The 22,062-nt window shown below is 56.2% G+C and carries 22 protein-coding genes, 2 tRNA genes and 1 pseudogene; 19 read left to right on the plus strand and 6 right to left on the minus strand.

The window, feature by feature from the left end:
• Positions 1 to 18 precede the first annotated feature (18 nt).
• The gene (gene mobA / locus ABY734_RS05825) at positions 19 to 594 is read right to left on the minus strand and encodes a molybdenum cofactor guanylyltransferase MobA (protein ID WP_372778063.1); all 576 of its coding nucleotides are present in this window, start codon (positions 592 to 594) and stop codon (positions 19 to 21) included.
• A gap of 86 nt (positions 595 to 680) precedes the next feature.
• On the opposite strand from mobA, the gene tsaB reads away from it, so the two are divergent.
• From tsaB to ABY734_RS05845, 4 genes are read left to right on the plus strand one after another with little or no spacing between them, the layout of a single operon-like run.
• Positions 681 to 1,346 carry a tRNA (adenosine(37)-N6)-threonylcarbamoyltransferase complex dimerization subunit type 1 TsaB gene (gene tsaB / locus ABY734_RS05830; RefSeq protein WP_372778064.1) on the plus strand — a complete coding sequence of 222 codons (666 nt, stop codon included), beginning with the start codon at positions 681 to 683 and terminating at the stop codon, positions 1,344 to 1,346.
• 48 nt (positions 1,347 to 1,394) lie between these two features.
• Positions 1,395 to 2,198: an undecaprenyl-diphosphate phosphatase gene (locus tag ABY734_RS05835; protein ID WP_372778065.1), complete on the plus strand. Its 804-nt coding sequence runs from the start codon at positions 1,395 to 1,397 to the stop codon at positions 2,196 to 2,198.
• A 9-nt stretch (positions 2,199 to 2,207) separates the two neighbouring features.
• The gene (locus ABY734_RS05840) at positions 2,208 to 3,116 is read left to right on the plus strand and encodes an NAD(P)-dependent oxidoreductase (protein ID WP_372778066.1); all 909 of its coding nucleotides are present in this window, start codon (positions 2,208 to 2,210) and stop codon (positions 3,114 to 3,116) included.
• Positions 3,113 to 4,411 (plus strand): M18 family aminopeptidase, encoded by a 1,299-nt coding sequence (locus tag ABY734_RS05845; protein WP_372778067.1) that lies wholly within the window; start codon positions 3,113 to 3,115, stop codon positions 4,409 to 4,411. The genes ABY734_RS05840 and ABY734_RS05845 overlap by 4 nt, the downstream gene beginning before the upstream one ends.
• A gap of 40 nt (positions 4,412 to 4,451) precedes the next feature.
• Here the strand turns inward: ABY734_RS05845 and ABY734_RS05850 are convergent, their stop codons facing one another.
• The 3 genes from ABY734_RS05850 to queD form a co-directional block, all read right to left on the minus strand.
• Positions 4,452 to 5,240, minus strand: coding sequence for an enoyl-CoA hydratase/isomerase family protein (locus tag ABY734_RS05850; RefSeq protein ID WP_372778068.1), 789 nt, complete (start codon positions 5,238 to 5,240; stop codon positions 4,452 to 4,454).
• Positions 5,241 to 5,341: 101 nt separating this feature from the next.
• Complete coding sequence (locus ABY734_RS05855; RefSeq protein WP_372778069.1) at positions 5,342 to 6,547, minus strand: OprO/OprP family phosphate-selective porin; 1,206 nt, start codon at positions 6,545 to 6,547, stop codon at positions 5,342 to 5,344.
• A 559-nt stretch (positions 6,548 to 7,106) separates the two neighbouring features.
• A complete protein-coding gene (gene queD, locus ABY734_RS05860; RefSeq protein ID WP_372778070.1) occupies positions 7,107 to 7,460 on the minus strand; it encodes a 6-carboxytetrahydropterin synthase QueD in 354 nt (117 codons plus the stop codon).
• A 196-nt stretch (positions 7,461 to 7,656) separates the two neighbouring features.
• Here queD and ABY734_RS05865 point away from each other — a divergent pair.
• Positions 7,657 to 7,732 (plus strand) — tRNA-Val (locus tag ABY734_RS05865).
• 25 nt (positions 7,733 to 7,757) lie between these two features.
• Positions 7,758 to 7,834 (plus strand) — tRNA-Asp (locus ABY734_RS05870).
• A gap of 299 nt (positions 7,835 to 8,133) precedes the next feature.
• Here ABY734_RS05870 and ABY734_RS05875 read toward each other — a convergent pair.
• Positions 8,134 to 9,588 (minus strand): coniferyl aldehyde dehydrogenase, encoded by a 1,455-nt coding sequence (locus ABY734_RS05875; RefSeq protein WP_372778071.1) that lies wholly within the window; start codon positions 9,586 to 9,588, stop codon positions 8,134 to 8,136.
• A 276-nt stretch (positions 9,589 to 9,864) separates the two neighbouring features.
• Here ABY734_RS05875 and ABY734_RS05880 point away from each other — a divergent pair, with 276 nt between their 5' ends.
• Positions 9,865 to 11,238 carry a hypothetical protein gene (locus ABY734_RS05880; protein ID WP_372778072.1) on the plus strand — a complete coding sequence of 458 codons (1,374 nt, stop codon included), beginning with the start codon at positions 9,865 to 9,867 and terminating at the stop codon, positions 11,236 to 11,238.
• The gene (locus tag ABY734_RS05885) at positions 11,235 to 12,176 is read left to right on the plus strand and encodes a 1-aminocyclopropane-1-carboxylate deaminase/D-cysteine desulfhydrase (protein WP_372778073.1); all 942 of its coding nucleotides are present in this window, start codon (positions 11,235 to 11,237) and stop codon (positions 12,174 to 12,176) included. Before ABY734_RS05880 ends, ABY734_RS05885 begins: the two co-directional genes overlap by 4 nt.
• Here ABY734_RS05885 and ABY734_RS05890 read toward each other — a convergent pair.
• On the minus strand, positions 12,132 to 12,938 hold the full coding sequence (locus tag ABY734_RS05890) for an inositol monophosphatase (RefSeq protein WP_372778074.1): 807 nt from the start codon (positions 12,936 to 12,938) through the stop codon (positions 12,132 to 12,134). The genes ABY734_RS05885 and ABY734_RS05890 overlap by 45 nt on opposite strands.
• Positions 12,939 to 13,153: 215 nt before the next feature.
• Here ABY734_RS05890 and ABY734_RS05895 point away from each other — a divergent pair, with 215 nt between their 5' ends.
• The 11 genes and pseudogenes from ABY734_RS05895 (at position 13,154) to ABY734_RS05945 (ending at position 21,970) form a co-directional block, all read left to right on the plus strand.
• Positions 13,154 to 14,785 carry a CTP synthase gene (locus tag ABY734_RS05895; RefSeq protein WP_372778075.1) on the plus strand — a complete coding sequence of 544 codons (1,632 nt, stop codon included), beginning with the start codon at positions 13,154 to 13,156 and terminating at the stop codon, positions 14,783 to 14,785.
• A complete protein-coding gene (kdsA, locus tag ABY734_RS05900; protein ID WP_372778076.1) occupies positions 14,782 to 15,639 on the plus strand; it encodes a 3-deoxy-8-phosphooctulonate synthase in 858 nt (285 codons plus the stop codon). The genes ABY734_RS05895 and kdsA overlap by 4 nt, the downstream gene beginning before the upstream one ends.
• A gap of 39 nt (positions 15,640 to 15,678) precedes the next feature.
• Entirely contained in the window at positions 15,679 to 16,962 is a 1,284-nt protein-coding gene (eno, locus tag ABY734_RS05905) for a phosphopyruvate hydratase (RefSeq protein ID WP_372778077.1), read from the plus strand.
• Positions 16,963 to 16,985: 23 nt separating this feature from the next.
• Positions 16,986 to 17,279 (plus strand): cell division protein FtsB, encoded by a 294-nt coding sequence (gene ftsB / locus ABY734_RS05910; protein ID WP_372778078.1) that lies wholly within the window; start codon positions 16,986 to 16,988, stop codon positions 17,277 to 17,279.
• Entirely contained in the window at positions 17,276 to 17,983 is a 708-nt protein-coding gene (ispD, locus tag ABY734_RS05915) for a 2-C-methyl-D-erythritol 4-phosphate cytidylyltransferase (protein ID WP_372778079.1), read from the plus strand. The genes ftsB and ispD overlap by 4 nt, the downstream gene beginning before the upstream one ends.
• 3 nt (positions 17,984 to 17,986) lie before the next feature.
• A complete protein-coding gene (gene ispF, locus ABY734_RS05920) occupies positions 17,987 to 18,469 on the plus strand; it encodes a 2-C-methyl-D-erythritol 2,4-cyclodiphosphate synthase (protein WP_372778080.1) in 483 nt (160 codons plus the stop codon).
• Between the two features lies 1 nt (position 18,470).
• Complete coding sequence (truD, locus tag ABY734_RS05925) at positions 18,471 to 19,460, plus strand: tRNA pseudouridine(13) synthase TruD (protein ID WP_372778081.1); 990 nt, start codon at positions 18,471 to 18,473, stop codon at positions 19,458 to 19,460.
• Positions 19,461 to 19,478: 18 nt separating this feature from the next.
• Positions 19,479 to 20,147 (plus strand): protein-L-isoaspartate(D-aspartate) O-methyltransferase, encoded by a 669-nt coding sequence (locus tag ABY734_RS05930; protein WP_372778082.1) that lies wholly within the window; start codon positions 19,479 to 19,481, stop codon positions 20,145 to 20,147.
• On the plus strand, positions 20,144 to 21,001 hold the full coding sequence (locus tag ABY734_RS05935) for a DUF368 domain-containing protein (RefSeq protein WP_372778083.1): 858 nt from the start codon (positions 20,144 to 20,146) through the stop codon (positions 20,999 to 21,001). Before ABY734_RS05930 ends, ABY734_RS05935 begins: the two co-directional genes overlap by 4 nt.
• Before the next feature lie 228 nt (positions 21,002 to 21,229).
• A pseudogene (locus ABY734_RS05940) lies at positions 21,230 to 21,427 on the plus strand (LysM peptidoglycan-binding domain-containing protein); the annotation flags it as partial.
• 120 nt (positions 21,428 to 21,547) lie between these two features.
• Positions 21,548 to 21,970, plus strand: coding sequence for a peptidoglycan DD-metalloendopeptidase family protein (locus ABY734_RS05945; RefSeq protein WP_372778197.1), 423 nt, complete (start codon positions 21,548 to 21,550; stop codon positions 21,968 to 21,970).
• The last annotated feature ends 92 nt before the right edge of the window (positions 21,971 to 22,062 follow it).

Raw genomic sequence — 22,062 nt, forward strand, 5'->3', positions numbered from 1 at the left:
GCAGTAACTGCAGTGCAGTTACTGCCCTTTGCGTTCCAGATGGTTAATATTCTGGAAGGCCTCTGTCATCCCGGAAAATGCTGTTGGTTTACAACGCAGCGTTTGCAGCCAGCCTTTGACACTCAAATCCTCCCCGGCCAGTCGTTCGTCCAGGTCTGTTAATACCGTTCGCAACACCAATACGCAGAGATAGTGGGCGCGATGCTCGTCAGCCGCATAGCTTGCTTCGAGTCCGCTATTCATGGTGGTCTCAAGTAAAGCGCTGGCCAGCAGAGACGGTAGCAATGGGTAGTCGCAGGGGGCGACCAGTATCCAGTCGCTCTCACAATAAGGAGCACACGCAGCTATTCCGGCCAATGGGCCGCGAAAATCCCGTTCGCTATCGGTGTGCACTGGGTAGCCCAATTTTTGGTATGTGGGGATGTTGCGATTTGCGCTAATGTGCAGGTTATCGACCTGGGGTGCTATCCGCTCAACCACATGTTCGATTAACGGCCTGTTCTGCCAGGTAACGAGCCCCTTGTCCTGCCCACCCATGCGAAGACCCTGTCCGCCAGCCAGTATGATTGCGTCGATATTTTGCTGTGTCGCCATGGGATTCGCGCCTGCCGGTGTCGGGGGCCTGTGATATGATTCGCCCGCAAAATTATTCATTGATATTGTAAGTGGGGACTTCCCTGATGGCCACGATGTTGGCAATTGAAACGTCTGCCGACGCCTGCTCGCTCGCCCTGTTGCGAGAGGGTGAAATGCTGGAACGGCACGAGATTCTGCCGAAGTCTCATACCCAGCATATTTTGCCTATGGCAGATGCTTTGCTGGCAGATGCAGGTCTTCAGCTCAGGCAGCTTGACGGAATTGCCTTTGGTCGGGGTCCGGGCTCGTTTACCGGCCTGCGGGTCTGTGCATCGGTCGTACAGGGCTTGGCGCTGGCGGCGGATTTACCCTGCGTACCGGTGTCCAGTCTGCAGGCGCTCGCTCAGACGGCGCTTCGGAAGTGGGAGATGCAGGAGGGCGATGAAATCGCTTGTTGTATTGACGCACGGATGGATGAGGTCTATTGGTCGCGCTATCGTGTGGCAACCAGCGGGGTTGAGCCGCTGGACGACGAGCACCTGAGCGCACCGGAAGCGGTGGTGGTCGGTGAGAATGTACGTTTCATTGTAGGCTCAGGGCTGAACTACGCAGACCGACTGGGGGGGCTTCAGGGCAGCCAGGACGCAGCCCTGCTGGCGCGAGCCTCGGCCGTTGCCGAGATCGGTGCCCTTGAATTGTCAGCCGGGCGCGTTGTCAGCGCAGAGCAGGCGCTCCCTCTGTATCTGCGCGACAATGTGGCCTGGCGTTAGTTGTTATTGCCTGTCGCCTACAACAATCAGAAAAAGGAATAACCTCAGGTGGATGTAGTTCAGGCACTTATTCTGGCCGTCATTCAGGGATTGACGGAATTTTTGCCGGTGTCCAGTTCCGGGCATCTGGTTTTGCCGGCGGCGCTATTGGGTTGGGATGATCAGGGGCTGGCGTTTGATGTTGCCGTGCATTTTGGGTCCCTGCTGGCTGTCGTTGTATTTTTTCGAAACGATATTGCAAGTCTTCTGCAGGCCTGGCTTAAAAGCCTGCTCAGCCGCCAGGGTACGGATGACAGTCGTTTGGCTTGGTGGGTGATTGTCGGCACCTTGCCTGCGGTAGTACTGGGGCTGGTGTTCGATGATGTTATTGAAGCGCATCTGCGCACGGCCTGGGTGCTTGGAACGACCACCCTGGTATTTGGCCTTTTGCTGGCTGTTGCGCAGGGTTTCGCCGCGGACAAGCGCTGTCGGGATCTGACGCTTATGATGGTGCTGGTGATTGGCTTTGCGCAGGCTCTGGCGCTGGTGCCGGGAACATCGCGCTCTGGGATCACCATAACGGCTGCTGTTTTTCTTGGGATGAGCTTGATCGAAGCTTCCCGCTTTTCCTTCTTGTTGTCGATTCCGGTAATTTCTGGTGCGGCCCTGCTTAAATCGCTGGATTTGATCAGCGCCGGTGACGCGGTCGACTGGGCGGTATTATTCGGCGCCATGGCGGTGTCAGGCCTTACGGCATTTCTCTGTATCGGCTGGTTTATGCGTTGGGTTGAACGCATCGGTCTGGTACCTTTTGCGGTTTATCGGGTGGTATTGGCTGCGGCCATTTTTGCCACCGCTTATTGGCAGATGTAGGACACGACTATGCAGCAGAGCAAACCCCGCCTCGCCTTTATCGGTTTGGGTGTTATGGGCTTTCCGATGGCGGGGCATTTGAGTCAGCGCTTTGAGCTTTCTGTATACAATCGCAGCACGGATAAAACCGAGCGCTGGCAGGCGAGCTATCGCGGTCGCCGCGCGGAAAGTGCAGCGGCAGCAGTAGCTGACGCGGATATTGTTTTTTGTTGCCTCGGTGCGGATGAAGATGTCGAGGCGATGCTGGTTGGAGAAGGCGGCATACTGTCTGCTATGAAGCAGGGCGCGCTGTTATGCGACCACACAACAACCTCCGCCGAGCTGGCAAGGCGCATGGGGCAGGCCGCTGGGAAATCTGGTGTGCGATTTGTTGACGCGCCGGTATCCGGTGGTCAGAAAGGCGCCGAAGACGGGGTATTGACCGTGATGATGGGCGGCGCGGAGGCCGATTGCGAGAGCTTGTATCCGGTACTGGAATGCTACGCCAAACGCGCTCGGCGACTGGGAGAGGTTGGTTCCGGCCAGCTCACCAAAATGGTAAATCAGATCTGCATTGCCGGTCTGGTGCAGGGGTTGGCCGAAGGTATTCAGTTTGCCAAAAATGCGGGCCTCGATGCGGCCGAAGTGGTTGATGTGATCTCTCAGGGCGCGGCCCAGTCCTGGCAGATGGAAAACCGCTATAAAACCATGATCGAAGGTAAGTACGATTTTGGCTTTGCGGTGGAGTGGATGCGCAAAGATTTAAACTACGCACTGGCCGAGGCCCGCCGCAATCACAGCCACTTGCCGGTGACAGCTTTGGTGGATCAGTTTTACAGTGAGGTGGAGGCCTTGGGTGGCGCTCGCTGGGATACCTCCAGCCTGCTAGCGCGTTTAGAAAACGCCTCACGGAAACCTTCTGACGGAAACAAAGCATGACGGAAAAAGATCACTTTAATCAGGCTATGCTGGACTTTCTTCAGGCCAGCCCGACACCCTTTCACGCGGTGGCCGAAATGAGCCAGCGCTTGGTTGAGGCAGGCTTTGTCGAACTGAATGAAGCCGAGGCCTGGCATTTAGAGCCCGGTGGTAAATATTACGTGCAGCGCAATCAGTCGAGTCTGGTGGCCTTTGTCTATGGACGGTCGCCGCTGCTGGACACCGGCTGGCGGCTCTGGGGGGCGCACACCGACAGCCCCTGTCTGAAACTCAAACCCCAGGCCGACCTGGAGAATAAAGGCTATCGGCAATGGGGCGTTCAGGTTTACGGCGGCGCCTTACTGAACCCTTGGTTTGACCGCGATCTGTCTTTGGCCGGACGCGTGCATTTTAAAACGACGGGTGGCGAACATCGCCGCTGCCTGATTAATCTGGAAAGGCCAATTGCGATTATCCCGAGTCTAGCCATTCACCTGGACCGCGAAGCCAATAATGCGCGCACCGTGAACCCCCAGACCGATATGCCGCCGATCGTCTGTCAGAGCACCGAAGACACTGATCTCAATAGCCTGTTACTGGAGCATTTACGGCAGACTGGCCACAGTGAGGCCGGTGAAATACTGGATTTCGATCTGAGTCTGTTTGATACCCAACCGCCGGCTCAGGTGGGATGGCGCAACGAGTTTCTCGCCAGCGCTCGCTTGGACAACCTGCTGTCGTGCTATGTTGGCCTAGCCGGGCTGCTGGACGCGGGCGACACCACCCACAGCGTGCTGGTATGTAATGACCACGAAGAGGTGGGTAGTCAGTCGGCCATTGGTGCTCAGGGGCCAATGCTCAAATCCATTCTCCAGCGTATTGCCGGTACGCACGAAAATTTTGAGCGTGCGATACATCGGTCACTGATGGTGTCTGCAGATAATGCCCATGGGGTTCACCCGAACTACGTTGACCGACATGACAACAACCATGGCCCGCTGTTGAATGCTGGGCCGGTGATTAAAATCAATGCCAACCAGCGCTATGCCAGTACCAGCGAGACCAATACGCTGTTTACGGCCTTCTGCGGTGCCTGCGATGTGCCGGTGCAGCAGTTTGTGATCCGCAGTGATATGGGCTGTGGCAGCACGATTGGCCCGATTACATCTTCAGCATTGGGTGTGCGTACGGTGGATATTGGGGTGCCGACCTTTGCCATGCACTCGTGCCGCGAGCTGGCCGGAAGCAGTGATGCTCACGGTCTTGCTAAAGTGGCTGAGTATTTTATGGCCTGCGAAACATTGCCGGAAGTATGAGTGGAGTCCGCGGCCGCGGACTCCTGCGGGACTGCGCGCCTTAGAGCTTGAATTCGGGTTTGCGCTTGGCTTTGAAGGCTTCAATACCCTCGCGCCCGTCAGCGGTATTCATTACCGCCGCGATACCCTGCGATTCCAACTCCATCTGGGTTTCCAGACTTTCATTGAAGGTTGAGGCCAGCAGCTTTTTCACAACGCCATGAGACAGGCGGGGGCCGGCAGCTAGCTGGGCGGCGAGCTTGTTGGCTTCAGCCATTAACTCGTCGTCGGCAACCGCACGCGTAACCATACCCCAGTCGGCGGCTTCAGCGGCGGTCAGGCGGCGGTTGGTCAGCATCAATTCCTGGGTGCGGCGCAAACCGATCAGACGAGGCAGAAAGTAGCTTGAACTGCCATCGGGGCTGGCACCGATGCCTGTGTAGGCCATCGTGAATTTGGCGGATTCTGCCGCAAGTACAATATCGCCAATCAGGGCCAGGCTGAAACCTGCACCGGCCGCGGCGCCGTTCACGGCGACAATTACCGGAGCATTCATGCGGGTCAGCCGGGAAATGGCCGCGTGGAGATAGGCGGTAATTTCCTTGATCACGCTACCCACCTGATCACCAGCCTCCGCAAAGGCCTGAATATCGCCGCCCGCGCAGAATAATTTGCCGTTGCCGGTCACGATCAAGGCTCGAATGCTGTTCGATTCGCTGACGGCAATGGCCGCCTGCATCAGTTCACGGGCCAGTTCTACATTGAGTGCGTTGGCTGCATCCGGACGGTTCAGGGCCAGCGTGGCTACGCCGTTTTGCTCTTCAAGGGTCAGGGTGTTGTAGTTGCTCATGATGGTGTCTCGTCATGTGAAGCAGGCGAGACTAGATGAGCGGGGGAGAGTGGTCAAGGGGGAAGCCCGGTTGCCTGAGGCGGCAACCGGGCAGGCAGGCTTTACCAGATCAGTTGCAGACGGGTAGAGAAGGCATTCCCCTTGTCTTCGCCGTTGGCATCGTCTTCATCAAGGCTGGTAGTGATGTAGTTGGCCGACAGGCGAACATTTTTGTTCACGTACCAGTTCACACCGACCGTGATGTTGTCGAAGCCGTTTTCAACAGCGCCAGTGCGATCGTCATCCACTTCGCCTTGCTCAAATTTGGCAACCAGCTCAACCGCGCCGTTGACACCTTGTGGTTTGATCTTGTCAAAGACACCTTTCTTGGCTTTATAGCCACGGGATTCACCGGTAAGTGTCCAGGCACCTTGGATATAGTAGCCGCTGTACTCGACTTCGTTGGTATCGTCTTCCCAGCTGGCACTGACATATTCACCCTGTACTGAGAAGGGGCCGCTCATCCATGCCGCTTCCAGACCGTACTGGCTCTGCTCGTTAGCGGTGGTGAAATCACCCGCCGAAGTCAGGAGTACCTTATTTGCAGTGTGCACGGCCAGGCGTTGATCAAACTCAACCGTTACCGGCACGTCGCGATCGATTTCTGAGCGGATGAAAGCTGCCCCAAGATGGACCACATTGTCTTTCTGGGCGATGGGGGCAAACGTGGCGCGGCCGCCAAAGTTGTGCAGCTCGCTGCCGTCTTCATCGGCACTGCCTTCGTAGAGGCCAACCGCCCAGCTGTAGTTGTCGCCGCCACTGCTCAGTTGAATGTTCTGGTGGTTGCGACCAGCCATAACAAACTCAAACATCGCCGAGCGTTCGATGGTGGAGATGTACTTGGAGCTGGTCAGTTCTTCCAGGCCAAAGGGGACTTTGTATTTACCCACAGTGACATCAGCCACGTCCCAGCCGCTGTATTTGATATAGGCGTCTTCAAGCTGATTCTTGCCGCCGTTATCGACATTAAAGGTGTACTGTAGTTTGTAGTGCCAGTCGCCATACACAGTGCCCTTGACTGCCAGGCGTGAACGGCGCAGTTCGCTCTTGTGTGCGTCCTTGCCAGTTGCGTGATGAATGTTGTCGAAGTAGTCGTTGTCCCACATCAGGCGACCGTCGATATCAAAGCTGAAATCGCCGTCGGCGGTCGAGATGCTCAGATCACCTTTGGAGCCAATGATCAGATCATCGCCCGCAGTGGTTACAGTACCGGCAACAGCAGTGCCGGAGAGGGCTGCGATGGACAGGGCCAGCAGTTTACGTTTCATTGCACAGTCTCCAGAGTCTATTTTAGTTGTGACCTGAGCGTATTCTACGCAGCAGGGTGTTGCGCGGGTCGACAGGCTTCCCGATCAGGGTGCTATTCTGTGACTAAAATGTTTCAGAATTATTAAAATAAGTAAGAAGCATCATTTAAATGACATATCGCCGTCACAGATGTGTTTTTAAAACGTCATTTTCAGAGCCTGTCAAGACAAATCCCGTGTGACAGAGGAAATATGTTTTCCACAGAATCTGTGGATAAGTCAGTGGGTAAAATGTCGAATACCTTGCCGAGCGGCGGTGTTATGCGCCTTTCAGCAAATTGGATAAAAATTCGACATAATTAATAAGTCGTTAAAAAACAGTATCTTATCGGTTTTTCTGGAGGTGAATCTGGAGGGCGCCTTATTTTGGTGCGCAATTTTTCGACAACCTATTGGCTTGTGAATAATTGTTACCCAAGCGTGCACAATTTTGTAACCTGTTACCGCACTAAACGACAATATCGTGCATTAGCGATGTCATCAGGTAACACTTGCGGCGAGGGCTTGTGACTTAGCAGTTTCAGCCGCGATAGATGCAGCCACTGGTGCAGGTTTCCCGGATTTCGACTGCGCTGAGTTGGGGCAAGTGTGGCTTCATTTCATTCCAGATCCAGATCGCCAGATTTTCGCTGGTGGGGTTTTCCAGGCCGGGAATGTCATTCAGGTAGTGGTGGTCAAGTCGCTCGTATACCGGTTTGAAGGATTGCTTGATGTCCGAGAAATCCATAAGCCAGCCGTAGGTCGGGTCAAGGTCGCCGCTGAGTGTCAGGCGAACGTGAAAGCTGTGTCCATGCAAACGGCTGCACTTATGGCCGGGCGGCACATTGGGCAGACGGTGAGCAGCTTCGAATGTGAATTCCTTGAAAACGTCCACGGCAGGATCCTGTAAAATTCGCGGCTATGGTAATGCTCAGCTGACAGCTTGTACAGAATTCGCTAATGCCCTGAAAATGCTCAAATAACAGACGAATCGAACAGCAAGTAATCAGCTTTCAAAAAACTTTCAAAAACTTTGTATTAGCGTTTGACACGATCCGGGTTTCCGGTAGAATGCGCACCACTCGTTCGGGGGGTGGTTAGCTCAGCTGGGAGAGCATCTGCCTTACAAGCAGAGGGTCGGCGGTTCGATCCCGTCACCACCCACCAATTTAAACGAGGTAATTTGTTAAGCGGACCGGTAGTTCAGTTGGTTAGAATGCCGGCCTGTCACGCCGGAGGTCGCGGGTTCGAGTCCCGTCCGGTCCGCCAAACAAATAAAAAAGCCCTGCCATCGAGCAGGGTTTTTTTATTTGTGTAGGAAAAAGGTCAGAGCACGAGAACCCGGGTTCGACAAATTGCGCCAGCAATTTGCTACGAGCGGCCTCAGCCGCGAAGCCCGAAGGGGCAAAACAGCCCTTAGGCTGTTTTGATTAATCCCGTCCGGTCCGCCAAACAAATAAAGAGCCCTGCCATCGAGCAGGGTTTTTTATCTGTATCGGAAAAGTCCAGAACAAAAAAAAGAACCCGCCATATGAGCGGGTTTTTTTATGCCTGTTGCTGCGTTCGGCTTATAGCTTCAGCTTCAGCATCATTTTGTACATCTTGTCGAAAAAGTCGCCGTAGGGCGGTGCCATCATCAGTAGGCCACTGATAGGGCCCTGCTTGAAGATGGGGCGCATCTTGGAAAATTCCACAAAACCCTCGTAGCCGTGATAGTGGCCCATGCCGCTGTTGCCCACGCCACCGAAGGGCATGTCGTGTTGGGCAACGTGCACTACGCTGTCGTTGAGGCACATACCTCCCGACAGGGTGTTGTAGATGACCTGCTCCTGCAGCTTTTTATCGTTGCTATAAAGGTAGAGGGCCAGCGGCCGTTCGTTGGCGTTGATATATTCGATGACCTCTTCGATGGAATCGTAGGGTTTGATCGGGAGCAGGGGCCCGAAAATTTCTTCCTGCATGATGGTCATGTCGTTGTCGACATCGCAGACGATGTGCGGCGCAATCTTGCGCAGACTGTCATCGTTGGCGGCCTGATCCAGCAGGTTGATGGCCTTGGCGCCTTTTCCAGTGGCATCGGCCAGTGTTTCTTTCAGGCGCTGATAGGATTTTTCGTCAATGATTGAAGTGTAGTCAGGGGTGTCCAGTCGCGGGTAGCGTTTCTGCAATACGGTTTTGGCTGCGGCAACAAACGCTTCAACCTTGGCGCGCGGCACGAACACATAGTCCGGCGCGACGCAGGTCTGACCGGCGTTGAGGTACTTGCCAAATAGCAGGCGTTCCGCGGCGGTTTCAAGCGGGTAGTCTTCGGCAACGATGGTTGGCGATTTGCCGCCCAGTTCCAGCGTGACCGGGGTCAGGTACTTGGCGGCGGTTGCCATTACGGTTTTGCCAGTTGCCGGCGAGCCGGTAAAGATGAGGTGATCCCAGGGGCGGTCAGTAAAGTCCTGAGCTGAAACGCCGGGCACGACACAGAGCACGGTATCGTCAAAGGCTTCGCTGATCAGCTTGTCCATCAGTCGCGCCAGTGTTTGGGAGTTCGACGCCATTTTTATGATGCAGCGATTCCCTGCTGCCAGTGCGCTGATAGCAGGGCTGAGGGCCAGAAATAGTGGGTAATTCCAGGGTGTGACTATGCCGATGACACCCTTGGGCTGGGGCACGACGCTGTTGCTGGCCCCGAAAAAAGCCAGACCAACGTGGCGCTTCTGGGGCTTGGCCCATTTCTTCAGGCGTTTCCTGGTGTAGTGACAACCGCTGATCAGACCAAAGATCTCCAGCACCTTGGATTCCTGGGCTGCGCGGTTGCCAAAGTCGGTGCTGATTGCCTCAGCAATGGCGTCCTGATGGTCTTCCAGCAGTTTGGCAAGACGATCCAGATGAGCAATGCGTTCGGCAATGCTCGGGTAGGCCTTTTTGCGAGACGCCTGCTTTTGGCGATTAAATACCTCGTCAATGCGGGATAGCTCTACGGTGTCCGGGGTGGCGCCTGATGCGGTTGTGGCGGTCGCTAAGTTGCTCATTTCAAATCCTCACTGGCTGAACGGGCTGCTTTTGTTATGTCGTGTAATAGGTGTATACATGCTATGCCTATCCGGGCGGGGAATAAACACTCGATTTGCCCTCGGGTCGCATGTTTTAATCGAGTCAAGACAAGGGCTTGTCTGCTGAAGTCCGTTGCGGGCGTCACTGCAGTAGTGTGATAGTGTTCCCTGTTAAGTTATTGATTCAGGGTTACTATTGACCGGATATACTGTCGCAGGCGCCTTGTCCTGTGTGGCATCACGTGCGGAGCGAGCATGCTCGATATACAGCCGGGAACCAACGAAGCAGTCATTTTTTTCAAGTCCGACCTGGTGGATAAGGAAATCCTGTACCCCGAATTTGAGGCGGTATTGGACGGCTTTATCGGCCTGTCTGACTACGCCAACCGCATTGTCAAAGCAGTTTATCTGCAAATCAGTCCCCGGCTGACCATTCAGGCCGCTGTGTTTTTTACTGTTCCCTTTCTTGACGATGGTCAGGTCGATCCAAACTGGAATATCCCCCTTCAGCACTTGGCTGACCATGGTCAGGCTGGGCCGGATCTGGGCGAGGGCAAAATTCGTCTGGCCTGTCGCAGTGTCTGCCCAGTGTCCTGGTATAAGGACAAGCTGTGGGATCCGGATATGCAGGGCAGTATGACTACCCTGGATTTATTGGTCAGCGCGGTAAAACGCAACAAGCTCGGTTTGATGGTGCAGCGATCCGCTCCGCCCTCGCCGAGCTCGCCGGCTGTTGCGACCCAGTCATCGGCGCCGCAGCTGCAGAGTCAGGGATTGCAACAGCCCCCTTTTAATCGTAAATACCGGCACCGGATAGAAGGTTTGCGCAAGCAGCACGCGCTTGAGCAGCGAACCCTGGCAGAGCGATATCAGCGGCAGCGGGAGAAACTGGAAACTGAATACGTCGATCGTCTCGAGCAGTGTGACAAGGTCATTCAGGAGCTGAAGCAGCGCCTGTCCAAATCACGACGACGTGAGCTGCAGTTGAAGGAAGCGATCGACAAATACGAGTCGCAGTTCAACAAGATCCGCGACCGCTATGAAGAGTCTTTGAAGCGAGGCAGCTCCGAGTACGCCGCAGAAGTGGCCATACTCCGAGAGCAGTTCGCGGCAGAGATGCAGAACAAGCTGGAAGCCCAGTCTGAGGAGCTGGGGGAGCGCATTGCCATGCGTGAATCCGAGCTACACTTACGGGATCAGCAAATAGCCAAGTTGCGGGATGAGTTAACAAAAGCGAAGTATGAAATCAGTTCACTGATGAAGAACGACAGCGGTCAGGTGTTGCAGCGCATGACCGACAGCGGCATTACCTTTGTAGCCTTCCATCCCGGTATTGAGCACCTGGTGTTGGCGCCTGCTGAAGTAACTGCCTATCTCAACAATCCCATTGCTTTCGTTGCGGAGCGTTGTGGTGTCAGTGAAGATCGCTACCGCGAGTGGCTGATGCACTATCGCCTGCCGGTGTGCCGCCACAAGGACCACGAAGGCAGCCAAATCTGTGGCCAGCCCATTGATAAAGTCCTAAAACCCTTTTACTACCGCCCCGGCGAAAGCGATTGCTGCAGAGAACATCGAAGACTCGCCGGCGCCGATATCGCTGAGCCTGCCCCTCTCCCGACGCCCCCTTGAATTTCCTGCCCCTGACACTGCACCGTATTTCTGACGAGCGGCTCGGCAATGTGACGTTGTCGCTTTGCCGGCTGGATCTGATTGCGGGCCCGGTGGCGGGCAATAAAAGGTTCAAGTTGTTGCCAAATCTGAAGCAGGCGCAGGCTCTGGGCTATCGAAAAGTCGCCAGCTTTGGCGGAGCCTGGTCAAATCACCTCGACGCCCTGGCAAGGGGAGGGGCGGCGCTCGGCATGGGTACGCTGGGTTTTGTGCGCGGGGGCGACGGCCAGCCGCTGACGCCCATGCTACGCGATGCGCAAGAATGTGGGATGGAGCTGGTTTTTCTGTCGCGGGCGGACTACCGCAAGCGTGGAGACGAGCAGTTCTTAAATTCGCTGACGGAGCAGTATCCCGATGTGCACTGGGTTCCCGAGGGCGGCAGCAATACCACTGGGGTGTCTGGGTGTGTCGAGCTGGGACGCGAGCTGGCTAAGATTGCGGCTGAACACGCTTTTGACTGTGTCGCCTTGCCCTGCGGTACCGGCGGTACGCTGGCCGGTGTAGCCCGGGGGCTTGAGGCGGCGGGCAGCGCGGCGCAAGCCGTGGGCTATGCCGTGCTCAAACCGGGAGCGTTTTTGCGCGAGGCGGTCGGGAAATTTCAGACGGCTTGTGGGGTAAGTGAAAATTGGTCAGTGGTGACGAGCCATCACGGCGGTGGCTATGCGCGTTGTCCGCAGGCCCTGGCTGACTTTATTGAAGACTTTTACCGCCGACACAGAATCGCATTGGACCCGGTCTATAGCGGCAAGCTGATGTGGGGCCTGTTTCAGGATGCAGAGGCGGGCGCTTACAGAGGAAAATCGGTTCTGGCCCTGCACACCGGTGGGCTGCAGGGCCTTAGGGGCTATCCGGCCTTACTTGCCAACTTGACCGAGATGGGGTTTCAGGGTCTGCAGTAGGGGTTTCAGTACTTTCGGGTTGGCGGCGACAATATTGCCGTCTTCGTAAAACTGGTTACCACCCTGAAAGTCGCTGACCAGTCCGCCCGCTTCTTTGATCAGCAGAATGCCCGCGGCGATATCCCACTTGTTCAGGCCAACTTCCCAGAAGCCGTCGAGGCGGCCTGCGGCCAGATAGGCCAGGTCCAGAGCGGCGGCTCCAGCGCGGCGAATACCCGCACTTTGGGAGGCCACGGCGGCAATGCTTGCGGTGTAGGCGGGAATCAGGTGGTCGTTGCGATTCTTGTAGGGAATACCGGTGCCGAGCAGTGCGCCTTCCAGCGAGGTGAGGTTGCTCACCCGAATCCGCCGACCGTTGAGCTGGGCGCCGCGCCCGCGGCTGGCGGTAAATTCTTCGCGTCGAATAGGGTCGAGAATCACCGCATGCTCGATAACCCCTTTGTGCAGGCAGGCAATGGAAACACAGTAATGGGGAATGCCGCGCACGAAGTTGGTGGTGCCGTCCAGCGGGTCGATAACCCATTGGTAGTCCGAGTTGCCTTCATCGCTCAGGCCGGATTCTTCGCCCAGAATGGCGTGATCGGGGTAGGCCTTCTGGATGTGGTAAACAATCTCGCGCTCGGCAGCGCGATCAATGTCGGTGACAAAATCGTTGGTACCTTTGGTCTCGATTTTGAGGCGCTCGGTCTGTTCAGCGGCGCGGGCAATAATTTCCCCCGCCTTGCGCGCGGCGCGAAGCGCAATGTTTACCATTGGTTGCATGTGGTTAGAGCCTTGGTCTTGAAGCGTCGTAAGGCGCGCGATTATACCAGAGAGGGCGCGGGGAAGAGAGTGCTAAATTCGTCGCGACAATGTGTGCTCTGAATTGTTTCACCCGGGGCTTCCTGCTAGACTGGCCCCCCATCTCACGGGGGCTGGGAAACGCTTATTCTCGCGCCTCTTACCCTCTAAACCTGCATACTCTTTATAGGTAGTACATGGCGCGTTTTATCTTCGTGACCGGTGGTGTTGTTTCTTCATTGGGCAAAGGAATTGCCTCGGCATCGCTTGGGGCTATTCTCGAGGCCCGTGGCCTCAATGTCACCGTCCTCAAGCTTGACCCTTATATCAATGTCGATCCGGGTACCATGAGCCCGTTCCAGCACGGCGAGGTCTTTGTGACCGAAGACGGCGCCGAAACGGATCTGGACCTGGGTCACTATGAGCGTTTCCTGCGCTCGAAAATGGGCAAGCGCAATAATTTCACGACCGGTCGGGTCTACGAGACCGTGCTGCGCAAGGAGCGTCGCGGCGACTACCTGGGCGGCACTGTGCAGGTTATTCCCCATATCACTGACGAGATCAAGCGCCGGGTGATGCTCGGTGCTGGCGATGCGGATATTGCCATCGTCGAGATCGGCGGTACGGTGGGTGACATTGAAGGTCTGCCGTTTTTTGAAGCTGCCCGCCAGATGCAGGTAGAGCTGGGTGCCAAAAATGCCATGTTGATGCACCTGACGCTGGTGCCTTACATCGCAACCGCCGGTGAAACCAAAACCAAACCCACCCAGCACTCGGTTAAAGAGCTGCGCTCTATCGGTTTGCAGCCGGATATCCTGCTGTGTCGCTCTGATCATGAAATAGATGAAGGTTCGCGCCGCAAGATTGCCTTGTTCACCAACGTCGAGCCGCGCTCGGTCATCCCGCTGCCAGATGCCGATTCACTCTATCGCATTCCGTCCATGCTCAAATCCCACGGCCTGGATAACATTATTGTCGAGCGCTTCGGCATTGAATGCCCTGAAGCCGACCTGTCTGAATGGGATGCGGTAATTGACGGCGATCTGCACCCCGAGCAGGAAGTCACCATCGCCATGGTCGGCAAGTATATGGAGCTGATCGACGCCTACAAATCCCTGAACGAAGCACTGTCCCACGCGGGCATCCACTCCAAAACCAAGGTCAAAATCCGCTACATCGATTCCGAGGAAGTGGAAACCAAAGGGCCGTCAGTGCTCGATGGTGTGCAGGGCATACTGGTGCCCGGCGGTTTCGGTAATCGGGGTGTGGAAGGCAAGGTGCTGACCGTAAAACACGCCCGAGAGAACAGGATTCCCTATCTGGGAATCTGCTTGGGGATGCAGGTGGCGGTGATTGATTACGCCCGCCATGTGGCAGGCCTTGAGGGTGCCAACAGCACCGAGTTTGTCGAAGATGCCAAGCATCCGGTCATCGCGCTGATTACGGAATGGCAGGATGCCAGCGGCAAGGTTGAAACCCGTGATGAAAATGTTGATCTGGGAGGGACCATGCGGCTGGGCGGTCAGGAATGTGGTCTGGTGGCGGGCACACGTGCCTGCGATGCCTACGGCTCGGAGCGTATCGTTGAGCGTCATCGCCATCGCTACGAGGTCAACAATAACTACCTCGAGCAACTGCAGGGTGCGGGACTGACCATTTCCGGTTGGTCGTCCGATGGCTCGCTGGTGGAAGTGGTTGAGTTGGCGGACCACCCCTGGTTTATCGCCTGTCAGTTCCACCCGGAATTCACCTCGCGCCCGCGTGAGGGTCATCCGCTGTTTAACGGCTTTGTCGGGGCCGCGCTGGAGCAACTGGGTAAGAGCTCATGAGCGTTGCCGATAGAACCATCAGCGTAGCGGGCTTGCCGGTCGCCAATGACCGCCCGTTTACCCTGTTTGGCGGGATGAATGTGCTCGAATCCCGCGATCTGGCGATGCAGGTTGCCGAGTCCTATGTCCGGGTGTGTGAAAAACTCGGCATCCCTTACGTTTTCAAAGCCTCCTTTGACAAGGCCAACCGCTCGTCGGTGCATTCCTACCGCGGCCCGGGTATGGATGAAGGCTTGAAAATCTTTCAGGAGATCAAGGCGACATTTAACGTGCCTGTGATTACCGATATCCACGAAATATATCAGGCTAAGCCGGTTGCTGACGTTTGCGATGTGTTGCAGTTGCCGGCCTTTCTGGCGCGCCAGACCGACCTGGTTAAAGCCATGGCGGAAACCGGTGCGGTTATTAACATCAAGAAACCGCAGTTTCTCAGCCCGGCGCAGATGAAAAATATCTGTGAAAAATTCGCTGAATGCGGCAATGAACAGATCATGCTGTGCGAACGCGGCAGCAACTTCGGGTACGATAATCTGGTGGTCGACATGCTGGGTTTTCGCACCATGCGAGAGGTGAGTGGCGGGGCACCGCTGATCTTTGATGTGACTCATGCCCTGCAATGTCGCGATCCCATGGGCGCGGCTTCTGGTGGTCGTCGACATCAGGTGGCGGAATTGGGTAGGGCAGGCATGGCACTTGGTCTGGCCGGGCTTTTCCTTGAAGCGCACCCGGATCCTGCCAAGGCCAAATGTGATGGTCCCAGCGCCTTGCCGCTGGATAAGTTAGAGCCCTTCCTGGCGCAGATGAAGGCGGTGGATGACACCGTGAAACAGCTGCCCGCCCTCGATATTCAGTAACGCGAACCGAATACCTTTTGATCTATCTGGAGAACATTCATGGCAGAAATCGTTGATATTAAAGCCTTTGAGGTACTGGACAGCCGGGGCAACCCCACTGTCGAGGCCGATGTGGTTCTGGCCTCCGGCGCCATTGGCAGCGCCTGCGCCCCATCAGGCGCCTCAACCGGCTCGCGCGAAGCACTGGAACTGCGCGATGGTGACAAAAACCGCTACCTGGGCAAGGGTGTGCAGAAAGCGGTCGCCAATATCAATACCACCATCCGCGACCTGCTGATGGGCCGCGATGCCGAAGATCAGCGCGCTATCGACCAGGCGATGATTGATGCCGACGGTACTGAAAACAAAGCCAATCTGGGCGCCAATGCCATTTTGGCCGTGTCGCTGGCTGCCGCCAAAGCGGTTGCCGCCGAAAAGGGCATCCCGTTGTACCAGCACATCGCTGATATCAACGGCACATCGGGCCAGTACAGCATGCCTGTTCCAATGATGAATATCATTAATGGCGGCGAGCACGCCGACAACAATGTCGATATTCAGGAGTTTATGATTCAGCCGGTCGGCGCCGACAGTTTCACCGAGGCGCTGCGTCAGGGCGCCGAAATTTTTCACGCGCTGAAGAAGGTGCTGTCGAGCCGGGGGCTGAGCACCGCGGTGGGCGACGAAGGCGGCTTTGCGCCCAACCTGCCGTCCAATGAAGCGGCACTGGAAGTGATTGCCGAAGCGGTCGCCAATGCAGGCTACAAACTCGGTGAAGACATTACGCTGGCGCTGGATTGCGCGTCCTCCGAGTTTTATAAAGACGGGAAGTACGATCTGGCGGGTGAAGGCAAGGTATTCGATGCCGCCGGTTTTGCCGAGTATCTGGATGATCTCTCGCAGAAGTACCCCATTATTTCCATCGAAGATGGTATGGACGAGAGTGACTGGGACGGCTGGGCGATTCTGACCAAGCGTATTGGCGACCGTGTGCAGCTGGTGGGTGACGATCTGTTTGTGACCAACACCAAGATTCTCAAGCGCGGTATCGACGAAAAAGTCGGCAACTCGATTCTGATCAAGTTCAACCAGATCGGTTCACTGAGTGAAACACTGGACGCCATCAAGATGGCCAAAGACGCCGGCTTCAGCGCGGTTATTTCCCACCGCAGCGGCGAGACTGAAGATACCACTATCGCCGATCTCGCGGTTGCTACGGCGGCCGGCCAGATCAAAACCGGTTCGCTGTGCCGTTCCGATCGGGTTGCCAAGTACAACCGCCTGCTGCGAATCGAAGCAGAGCTGGGTGCGGCATACCGCGGTCGGGATGAATTCAAATCCTGATTGCCGAATCGGGGAGCGCACCGGTGATCAGACGCAACTGGTTACTGTTCGCCCTTTTGGCGGTATTGCTCTGGCTGCAATACCGCCTCTGGTTTGGCCCCGGCAGCTGGGAGGAAATTACCCGGCTGCGCCGTGAGATTGCGCAGCAGGAGGAAACCAATGCCGAACTGCGCGCTCGCAACGAAAAACTTTCTCGTGAAGTCCACAGCCTGAAGTCTGACCTTGGTACGGTAGAAGAACGCGCCCGTCGCGAGCTAGGCCTGATCAAGGAAGGTGAGACTTTTTATCTGATTGTCGAAGAGGACAAGAAGCCTTGACGGCATCCGTCAGTAAGCTCTGGGCCGTTGTACCGGCTGCCGGTGTCGGCAGTCGCATGCAATCGACGACTCCAAAACAATATTTGCTTCTCGCTGGCAAGCCGGTGTTATCGCACAGCCTCAGTCGCCTGTTGGCGCTGTCTGCGCTGCAGCAGGTGGTCGTAGCGGTCGCTGCCGAAGATGCCTGTTGGCCCTCCTTGCCGGAAGCTTCCGAGCCACGGGTGCTAGCGGTGGAGGGCGGGCGCGAGCGAGCAGATTCGGTGTTGGCAGGGCTTTCGGCGCTGGCCGGCAAGGCCGCTGCGGATGATTGGGTGCTGGTGCACGATGCGGCCCGACCCTGTGTGCAGTCGAAAAGCATTGCCGCCATGGTGGCCGCGTTAGCCGATCACCCGGTGGGCGGTATTATGGCGACGGCTATCGCGGATACGGTCAAGCAGGCCGGTGAAAGTCTCTGTGTTGAGGCGACGCTGGACCGTTCGCGCTTGTGGGCCGCGCAAACACCGCAGCTGTTTCGTTATGGTTTGCTTAAGTCTGCGCTGGAGAAGGCCTTGGCGGCCGGCGTCGCGGTTACCGATGAAGCCTCGGCGCTGGAATGGGCAGGCCACACACCGCGGCTGTTTGCGGGCAGTAAGACCAACCTGAAAATTACCGTGCCGGAAGATATACGCCTGGCGGAATTGATACTGGCAGCGGAAGAGGAATAAAGCATGGCGCAGCTTCGTATCGGGCAGGGCATTGATGTTCACAAGTTTGGTGAAGGCGATGCGGTGGTGCTTGGCGGCGTAAGTATAGAGTGCGATCAAGGGCTGATAGCCCACTCTGACGGTGATGTTGTACTGCACGCCCTATGCGATGCGCTTCTGGGGGCCTTGGCGCTGGGCGATATTGGCAAGCATTTTCCCGATACCGATTCGCGCTACGCGGGCATCGACAGTCGCCAGTTGTTGCGACATGTATACGCTTTGATTACTGAGCAGGGTTTTAAACTGGGTAACGCTGACATCACTGTGGTAGCGCAAAAACCTCGGCTCGCGCCACATATCGACAATATGTGCAAAACCATTGCTTCGGATCTGCAGGTTGCCACCTCCCAGGTCAGCGTGAAAGCGACCACCAGCGAAAAACTCGGCTTTACCGGTCGTGGCGAAGGCATTGCCGCTTTTGCCACTGTCCTGGTCGAGGCGGTCTGACTTGCTGCCTTATGCCTGGGGCGGACCGCTTGCGAAAGGGCAGCTGCGCGTAAAACCGGAGCATTTTCAGGTCACGGAATTACTTGAGGTCGATTTCAGTGGTACCGGTGAGTTTGATTGGGTGTATGTCGAAAAGAGTGGCCTAAGCACACCGGAGGCGGCGGAGCTTCTGCAGCAGTTTTCGGGAGCCAAAGACATCAGCTACTCCGGGCTGAAAGATAAAGATGCGGTAACACGGCAGTGGTTCAGCCTGCATATGCTCGGACAAGCCAGCGCGGACTGGCAGAGCTTTAATCATTCGGGCCTACGAGTGCTGGACTCTCAGCGTCACCAGCGCAAATTGCGGCGCGGCACCCACCGCTACAACCAGTTCACATTGATATTAAGTGGCGTGTCTGCGGAGCAGCTTAGCGAGCGAGTGCAGTGTGTCGCTAAACAGGGTTTTCCCAATTACTTCGGGGAGCAGCGCTTTGGTCACGGCGGCAGTAACCTTGATCAGGCGCGCCGCTGGTTGAGCGGTGGCCGCAAGGTGTCCCGTTTCAAACGAGGCTTGTGGCTGTCGGTATTGCGATCCTATTTGTTTAACGCTGTATTGGCCGAACGTGTGCGACAGGCTAACTGGAACCAGCCACTGCCGGGCGATTTGTTTTGTCTGGGTGATGGCAATAGCGTTTTTCAGGAACCGGATGCAGAACTCGCTGCGGCGCGGGTAAACGCGGGTGAAATCCACCCCTCCGGGCCATTGCCCGGCAGTGTCGGACGCATCTGGGTAGAGTCTGCTGCGCTGGAGTTGGAGCGCGAAGTGCTGGCGACGGCACAGGACACGATTGCGGCGCTGGCAGCTCGGCGTGTTGATGCTGCCCGGCGCCCACTGCGGGTGATACCGAAAGCATTGACCCTAACGGGAGTAGCAGAGGGCTGCCGGCTGGAATTCAGCTTGCCCAAAGGCTGCTTCGCCACCGCGCTTGTGCGAGAATTGATAGATTATTAAAAAGTGACAGCCACCGGTATGACGCAGTTAAACCTCGGCGGGATCGGGATGACCTCCCAGCGAACCCGCGACCGCCTGATCAGCCGCCTGAAAGAGCAGGGCATTGATGATCAGCGCGTGCTTGAAGTCATGGGGCGAACCCCTCGGCACATCTTTCTCGACGAAGCCCTGTCGCACCGCGCTTACGAAGACAGTGCGCTGCCGATAGGCTATCAGCAAACCCTGTCCCAACCTTATATTGTGGCACTCATGACTCAGTTGCTGCTGAGTATGGGCGAGCGCACGCGGGTGCTAGAGATCGGCACCGGTTCGGGCTACCAGACCGCGATACTGGCGCAAGTGGTTACTCGGGTATACAGCGTGGAACGCATCCTGCCGCTGCAGGAGAAAGCCCGTGAGCGTCTGCGTGCACTGGGCTTGAGCAACGTTCACCTGAAGCATGCGGATGGCGGTATGGGCTGGGAAGAGCGCGGCCCCTACGATGGCATTATTGTCACCGCAGCCCCCGAGCGGGTTCCACCGGCCCTTACGGAACAACTCGCCGAAGGCGGTGTGTTGGTGATTCCTGTAGGAGACAATCGCGGCCAGCGTTTGCAGCTGCTGAAAAAGCGGGATGGCGAGCTGGAAGAGGTTTCCATCACGCCGGTTATGTTTGTTCCGCTTCTGGAAGGCGTTGTTGGTCGATGAAGCCGGCGGGCGTTTTTTTTCGCGGGCTGGCGATGGGGGCGGCGGATGTGGTGCCGGGTGTTTCCGGTGGCACCGTCGCCCTGATTACCGGTATTTACGAGCGGCTGATTAAAAGCCTCAGCGCCTTTAATCTGGATGCCTGCCGCTATCTGCTGAAAGGGCAGGTGAGTGACGCCTGGCGCCATATTGACGGCAACTTTCTGCTGGCGCTGTTTGCCGGTATTGCCACCAGCCTGTTCTCGCTGGCGAAAATCATAAACTCAGCGCTGGAGCACCACCCGCATGAGGTGTATTCCTTCTTTATGGGCTTGATTCTCGCATCGTCTATTCTGTTAGCTCGGGATATTCGTCCCTGGCGAGCCGGCAGCTGGATGGCCTTGATCGTGGGTGTTCTGTTGATGCTGCTGGTATCTGAGCTGCGCCCCGCAACACCGGAAGTCGGGCCCCTGATTTTGTTTGGCGCAGGTGCCATTGCCATCTGCGCGATGATCCTGCCGGGTATTTCCGGGAGCTTTCTGCTGCTCATCATGGGCGTTTATCCGGTAGTGCTGGCCGCAATTGAGACGCTGGATTTCGCAACACTGGCCGTGTTTGCCGTGGGTTGTGCTGTCGGTCTGTTGTCCTTTGTGCGTTTTTTGTCCTGGCTTTTACTTCACTGTCGACTCATCCTGATGGCCTTTTTGGTCGGAGTGTTGTTAGGTTCATTAAAAGTGTTGTGGCCTTGGCAGTCGGAACAGGCGCTGGTATTACCGGTCTGGCAGGAGAGCGGAATGGCGGCGGCTGTATTTGTCGTTGGCTTGGGCTTAGTGCTGGCTTTGGCGCGCTTTGGGGCAAATCAGCGACGCTGCGACTAGCGGGGTTAAGATTATTTTTGCATAAAGGCGTACGCTAAAACCTTCCCTGGTTATTAAAATTGAGAAGGAAGTCCTTGTCTTTGCCGCCCGCTGTGTAAAGTAGTGAGACTTTCTGAGAGCGTATATAGTGAGGGGGTCAACGTCATTTCTCATGCCGGCAAACCTGAAAATTCACCGTCCTGGCTCCGTTTTCTGAACCGTAGCCTACTCTTCGCTGGGGCCGCCATCATGCTCTTGGCCTGTGGCTCTGGGCCGAATTTTGCTCCCGTAGAAGACCTCCATTCGCCGCCCGAGCGCGTGCCGGAACACTATGTCGTCCGCTCAGGTGATACCCTTTTCTCTATTGCATTTAGATACGGGCTGGACTTTCGCGGGTTAGCGTCTGCTAACGGAATTGGGCGGGACTACGCTATCTATCCCGGTCAGAAATTGCGCCTCGATGACTCTCCGTCCAGCGCCCGCGCCACTGCCCCGATAGCTTCTTCCTCGCCTGAGCCCAGCTCATCTCACATATCTGGTAAGCCGAAAAAACCGGCGGCTCCGATTGTGGATAAACCTCGCACAACTGCGCCGCCACCGCGGGTTAATACGCCGGTTTCGACCTGGCAGTGGCCCAGCGAAGGATCGATCGTTCGAGGTTTCGACAGTTCTCAGTATGCCCACAAAGGTATTGATATTGCCGGAAAGTTGGAGCAGCCTGTAAATGCGGCTGCGGCCGGTGTAGTTGTGTATGCAGGCAGTGGTTTGGTCGGATACGGCAAATTGCTCATTGTTAAACACAATGACCGCTACCTGAGCGCCTATGCCCATAACAATCGGCTGTTGGTAAAAGAAGGGGAAACCGTTCGACAGGGACAGACGATTGCCAAAATGGGCGACACGGGAACAGATAGCGTCAAACTGCATTTTGAAATACGAGAAGACGGTAAACCGATCAATCCGGTAAAGCTGTTGCCTAAAAGGAATTGAGCGTAGTAGCACAAGGGAATAAGGGGAAACACAGCACGCTATGCAATCGTTTTTTTGAAACACTGCAAGCGGGTGGATCATCAGGCAGACAG

This window comes from Litorivivens sp., from assembly GCF_041624475.1.
Classification (GTDB): Bacteria; Pseudomonadota; Gammaproteobacteria; order Pseudomonadales; family Spongiibacteraceae; genus Litorivivens.